Here is a 6,409-nt window from a genome sequence, read left to right as displayed (position 1 = left end):
CTTCTTTATTATTCGGGATGGTGAAGACATTCGCAAGAATCTCACCTTCTGAATGGAGGATAAAGCAGTCGTGCTTGTCCTTCGCCACATCAATTCCAACGCAAACCATAATGATACCTCCGGTGTATGATGATTTGACGCTGTTTAGGCCCACAGCTCCCTCTGCTCTTGTAACCTCGTTCTAAATAAACCGTCAGGCGGTATCTAACTGATTAACAATTCTGCAAAGGGCTGTGGTTGGAGCCTTTCTGCAACCATCATGTGGTAGGAGAAATAAACCAATCCACAGCATCCTAAACATTGTAGCACATAGCCCTTGGAGAGGGGCTCTAATCACTACTACTTTATAATACGAGGAGTTGTGCTTATGTTCATATATGATGTTGAGTCTGTATGGTGCCGGGAGGTGCTAGTACAGTAAACGTATAGCCCTCCCGGTATTTCAGACATGAAATTTGGGGAGGCAATCGGAAATGGAAAAGTCAAACCTTTATAGTCTGGGACTTAATAGCGGTGTTGCACAGGAGGCTGCTTTATATAAAGAACTGCACCTGGCCCGCATATCGGTACAGCATAAAGAGTTATATATGGTTATTACGGAACAGGGCGAGCTGCGGGCCGAGCTTGCCGGTAAGCTGCAGTTTTTGGGCAGCGGAAATGGGGACTATCCTGCTGTGGGGGATTGGGTGATGGTGGACCGCCTGGACAATCGCGGCGGCCATGCCATCATTCAGCAACGCCTGCCGCGCAGCAGCGTCCTGATGCGTCGAGCCGCCGGTACGGCCTATGACAGCCAGGTCATTGCAGCCAACATAGACGTGGTGTTTATTTGTATGGCGCTAAATCATGATTTTAATCTGCGACGGCTGGAACGGTATTTGTCCCTTGTCTGGGATAGTAGGGCGAAGCCGGTCGTTGTCCTGACGAAGGCTGACTTGTGTCCGGAACTGTCTGGCAAGTTGTCGGAGGTATATACCGTGGCCATTGGCGTTGACGTGCTTGTGACCACGGCGATGGAGGAAGACGGCTATGCCGGAATCAGGCAATATATTACGGAAGGTACTACTGTCGCGTTCATCGGCTCGTCCGGGGTCGGTAAGTCCACGCTGATCAACCGGCTGCTCGGCAGCGAGACCTTGGCGACAGGGGACATCCGGGCCGATGACCGGGGCCGGCATACAACGACCCATCGCCAACTGCTGCCGGTTCCCGGTGGTGGGATTGTGATTGATACGCCGGGCATGCGGGAACTGCAGTTGGCAAATGCCGATCTGACGGCATCCTTCGCCGATATTGAGGAATTAGCCGGACGCTGCCGCTTTCGCGATTGCAGCCATGACAGCGAGCCGGGCTGCGCCGTGCAGGCGGCTGTCCGGGCAGGTACCCTCTCTGCCGGACGGCTTCAAAATTATGTGAAGCTGCAGCATGAATTATCCTATCAGGGACTGAATTCCCGTCAGCTTGAACAGGAGAAAACCAACCGAATGTTCAAGGAAGTGGGCGGCCGGAAACAGGCGAGAGATTTAGGCAAGCAGAAACAAAAGCGTAGATAATAAGAAAAAGATCAAGCTCCCGGAAGGGGACTTGATCTTTTTTTATTTTGCCGTGGTATAGGCTCTGTTAAATGGGTAAGCCGGCCGTACTGCGATAAGAAGTATAAAAAATTTATACTTTTTTTGGGCTAAAATTTATACTTTCGTATAATGTGATTTTTTTAGAATTTTGCTACTCTGTTGTGTAGTACCTGAAAATAGAATTTTATGTAATTTTTGTGATGTTAAAGAGATAAAGGATGTTGGAACCATGAAGCTGCAGTTGGCAGATAAGGAAAAAGACGCTGAATTTCTATTCGCCGTGTATGCCAGTTCGCGCCAGGCGGAAATGGAATTATGGGGCTGGCCTGAAATGCAGCGTTGGCCGTTTTTGCGTATGCAGTATGAAGCGCAGCGGCGGGCCTATGGGCAGAGATATCCGGGCTTTCAGTATCGGATCATATATTCCGGCGATCAAAAAGCCGGACGTGTGGCTACCGTGCAGACAGATACGGCCATCATTCTGGTAGATATCATCCTGTTGCCGGAATTTCAAAACCGGGGCTTAGGTTCAAAGTTCTTGCAGGAATTGCAGGCGGAGGCCGGGCGAAAGCAGTTGCCGGTTTCCTTAACCGTCCTGCAGGGTAACCGGGCCCGGCGATTGTATGAGCGATTCGGGTTTCAGGTGGTAGGCGGAGCTGATACTCCACACGTTCTGATGCAATGGCTGCCGGTGCCCGGGCCGTGAAGGTGGGCTGTCCGGAAATTAAAGGGATAAGGAGAGATCGTCATGAGCGGAACGTATAATCGGTTTATTTCCGTTTTCACCCTAATTATGATGCTTTCGACGCAGCTCGCGCTTGTTGCTCCGCTGCAGGCGGCAACCGCAGCTGACGGGGAAGCTCTTGTTTTTACTGTGGATAAGTCTACCACCGGACGGGAATCCACCGGCGACGGGCAGACCGATTCGGCCGGGCATTTGACAGAGGGGCAAAAATTCAATCAGTTTCTCAACGGAATGATTCCCTATTTTTGGCGGGACGGAAAAAAGAACGGCCCCGAATGGTTGAAAACCACCGACCTGACTTTTTCCTTTACGGAAAACTATAAGCCGGAATACGCGCTTACAACTATTCAACCGTTCGGGCAGGCCGACAAAGAAGTCCAACTGTGGTTTTGGCAGGGACGCTATGCCAGGCAAAGCAGCGATCATACCAGCACGGCGAATCTGGGGATAGGCTGGCGCAAGCTGTCGGCAGACAAACAACAGCTATACGGTTTGAATATGTTCTATGATTATGGCTTCCCATATAATCTGTCCCGTGTTGGTGTCGGGGCCGAATATTTTAACAAGCTGGCGGAATACCGGGTGAATGTTTATCAGCCGTTGTCCGGTGACCGGCTGACCGATGTTGCCGATGAACCTGACGGTATCCTGTATTCTTACATCCGGGCCGTCCGGGGCTTTGACTATGAGGCTGGCACCTCGTTTTCACACGCTCCGTGGTTGCATTTGTATGCAGCCGGTTATTTTTACGATAATGAATATCAAAGTAATGAGACCGGCTATCGCCTGCGCAGCGTTATGCAGTTTACGCCACGCTTTTCAGCGGAAATCGGTTATAACCAATCCAATCTGTCCGGCGGCAATTTCTATGGCAAAGTAAGTTGTGAATTAGCCGATCGTTTTGGGCCGTCCCTGTCAAGTGGCCGTCAGGAGACAGGTAAAGCAGTCGATCTGACAGGTAAGCTGCTGCAAAAGGTAGAGCGGGACAATACCATCAAAACAGAACGCTTTACCCGGTTCGTTGCCTATAGCGGCAGCATTCAGGTGCATGTTACGAATAGCGGTAACGTTCCCCTGCCGGGGGCTCAGGTGCAAGCCTGCCAAAATGGTGTTGCCATAGGCCGTGCGGCCACGACTGATGCCAGCGGCAATGCTCTTATCGGTGGAATTACTGCGGGAGTCTACACGGTCAGAGTCAGCTATTCTACGTACAGTAATGACAGTGGGGCGATTACCGTCGGCCAAAATCAAACTGCCGGCACTACGGTCAGCCTGCCGGTGCCGGTTGGCAGCGCGACAGTTACGGTAACAAGCGGCGGCAGTGCGGTAAGCGGCGCAACGGTCACGGTTGACGGCACAAGTCTGACCGGTACAACCGATACGAACGGACAAGTGACCATCGGCAATATCACGGTAGGCAGTTATACCTTTACGGCCAGTAAGAATGGCTATACCGGCGCCACTTCGGCGAGTACCGCTATCAGTAACGGAGGTACGGCGACGGTCGGTATTGCGATTACCCAGCAATACGGCAGTGCGACCATCACGGTAACGAGTGGTGGCAGTGGGGTAAGCGGGGCGACGGTGACGGTGAACGGCACCGGCTTGAGCGGTACGACCGATACGAACGGACAAGTGACTATTAGTAATATTCCGGTAGGCAGCTATACGTTTACGGCCAGTAAGACCGGCTATACCGGCGCCACTTCGGCGAGTACCGCTATCAGCAACGGAGGTACGGCGACGGTCGGTATTGCGATTACCCAGCAATACGGCAGTGCGACTATCACGGTAACGAGTGGTGGCAGTGGGGTAAGCGGGGCGACGGTGACGGTGAACGGCACCGGCTTGAGCGGTACGACCGATACGAACGGACAAGTGACTATTAGTAATATTCCGGTAGGCAGCTATACGTTTACGGCCAGTAAGACCGGCTATACCGGCGCCACTTCGGCGAGTACCGCTATCAGCAACGGAGGTACGGCGACGGTCGGTATTGCGATTACCCAGCAATACGGCAGCGCAACCATCACGGTAACAAGTGGCGGCAGTGGGGTAAGCGGCGCGACGGTGACGGTTGACGGCACAAGTCTGACCGGTACAACCGATACGAACGGGCAGGTGACTATCCATAGTATTCCGGTAGGCAGCCATACGTTTACGGCCGGCAAGGCCGGCTATGACAGTGCCACCTCAATGAGCACTGCCATTACCGATGGGGGTACGGCAACTGTCGGCATTGCGATTACCCGGCAATACGGCAGCGCGACTATTACGGTAACGAGCGGCGGCAGTGGGGTAAGCGGCGTGACGGTGACGGTTGACGGCACCAGTTTGAGCGGCACAACCGATACGAACGGGCAGGTGACTATCCATAGTATTCCGGTAGGCAGCTATACGTTTACGGCCAGCAAGACAGGCTATGTCAATGCCACCTCAGCAAGCACGGGTATTACGAACGGAGGAACGACAGCCGTCGGTATTGTGATTGCTCAGCAATATGGCAGCGCAACCATCACGGTAACGAGCGGCGGCAGTGGGGTAAGCGGCGTGACGGTCACGGTTGACGGCATAGGATTGAGCGGCACAACCGATACGAACGGACAAGTGACTATCTATAGTATTCCGGTAGGCAGCTATACGTTTACGGCCACTAAGACTGGCTATACCGGCGCCAGTTCGACGAGTACCGCTATTAGCGATGGGGCAACGGCAACCGTCGGTATTGCGATTACCCGGCAATACGGCAGTGCGACTATCACGGTAACGAGCGGCGGCAGTGGGGTAAACGGGGCGACGGTGACGGTTGACGGCACCGGTTTGAGCGGCACAACCGATACGAACGGGCAGGTGACTATTAGTAATATTCCGGTAGGCAGCTATACGTTTACGGCCAGCAAGACCGGCTATGACAGTGCCACCTCGGCGAATACCGCCATTAGCAATGGGGGGACGGCAACCGTCGGTATCGCAATTACCCGGCAATATGGCAGCGCAACCATCACGGTAACGAGCGGCGGCAGTGGGGTAAGCGGCGCGACGGTGACGGTTGACGGCACAGGGTTGAGTGGCACAACCGATACGAACGGACAAGTGACTATCCATAGTATTCCGGTTGGCAACTATACGTTTACGGCCAGTAAGAGCGGCTATACCGATGCCAGCTCAACAAGTACCGCTATTAGTAATGGGGGTACGGCTACGGTCTCGATTGCTTTGCCGGTGCCGGTGGGTAGTGCGACAGTCGCAGTAACAAGCGGCGGCAGTCCGGTAAGTGGTGCCACGGTGACGGTGGACGGCACCGGGCTGAGCGGCACGACCGATACGAATGGACAGGTGACTATCAGCAATATTCCTGTCGGCAGTTATACCTTTACGGTTAGCAAGAACGGCTATGCTAATGCCACCTCAGCGAGCAGCGGTATAAGCTATGGTGAGACAACCAATGTGGCGGTGTCGCTGACCGCGCAGACCGGTTACGCGATCGTTACCGTTACTGATAGTAGCGGCGGGAGTCCGATCAGCGGAGCCAGTGTTACTTTGAGCGGTACGTCAACCCTTGGCACTGCGGTAAACAGCACGGTCACTACAGGCACTGACGGAAAGGCATCCTTTAACGGTATATTGGTGGGAAGCAACTACTCTTACGCGGTGACTGCAACCGATTATACAACCAGTACAGGTAGTCTGGCCATTGCCGGCACCAATATCAGTTCAAACCCGGCTACGGCAACGGTTTCGCTGCATACTTCCAAGGTTAAGGTTACGGTTTATGTCGGTTCATATACAGATACGCAGTATATTTTTATCTACAACGACGCTAATTTCGTGGCCAGTCATCCGGTAACAGGCGGATCGGCATATTTCGAATTAGAAGCGCTGACTACTGGTTATTATACCGCGTGGGGTAGTACGAATGATGACCATGACGACTTTTCCGGGCTAAATGGAGGTATAGTGGACATTTATGATGCTACATTTACTACATCGGCGGGAGTATATACTGTCTCTTTATAAACTAAAGCTGACGCGGTATAAACTAACAAGCAGGAGGTGGAAAATGAGAATTTACTGGCTTGAATAGACGGGC

Annotated in this window: 3 protein-coding genes; all 3 read left to right on the top strand. The window is 52.9% G+C overall.

Annotation, left to right across the window (positions count from 1 at the left end):
- Positions 1-473: 473 nt before the first annotated feature.
- Positions 474-1,553, top strand: a complete 1,080-nt coding sequence (gene rsgA, locus BMW43_RS11800; RefSeq protein ID WP_091747525.1) for a ribosome small subunit-dependent GTPase A — start codon at positions 474-476, stop codon at positions 1,551-1,553.
- A 250-nt stretch (positions 1,554-1,803) separates the two neighbouring features.
- On the top strand, positions 1,804-2,280 hold the full coding sequence (locus tag BMW43_RS11795; RefSeq protein ID WP_091747522.1) for a GNAT family N-acetyltransferase: 477 nt from the start codon (positions 1,804-1,806) through the stop codon (positions 2,278-2,280).
- A 42-nt stretch (positions 2,281-2,322) separates the two neighbouring features.
- Positions 2,323-6,336 (top strand): carboxypeptidase regulatory-like domain-containing protein, encoded by a 4,014-nt coding sequence (locus BMW43_RS11790; RefSeq protein WP_091747519.1) that lies wholly within the window; start codon positions 2,323-2,325, stop codon positions 6,334-6,336.
- The last annotated feature ends 73 nt before the right edge of the window (positions 6,337-6,409 follow it).

It is taken from the genome of Propionispora vibrioides (assembly GCF_900110485.1).
GTDB classification, from domain to species: Bacteria; Bacillota; Negativicutes; order Propionisporales; family Propionisporaceae; genus Propionispora; species Propionispora vibrioides.
Note: the sequence above shows the minus strand (reverse complement) of the source record. Positions and strands in the feature narration are given on the sequence as shown.

Bases quoted from the DNA above. Each gene is read 5' to 3' on its own strand.
- BMW43_RS11795 (WP_091747522.1), top strand. From the start codon at position 1,804: ATGAAGCTGCAGTTGGCAGATAAGGAAAAAGACGCTGAATTTCTATTC.
- rsgA (WP_091747525.1), top strand. From the start codon at position 474: ATGGAAAAGTCAAACCTTTATAGTCTGGGACTTAATAGCGGTGTTGCA.
- BMW43_RS11790 (WP_091747519.1), top strand. From the start codon at position 2,323: ATGAGCGGAACGTATAATCGGTTTATTTCCGTTTTCACCCTAATTATG.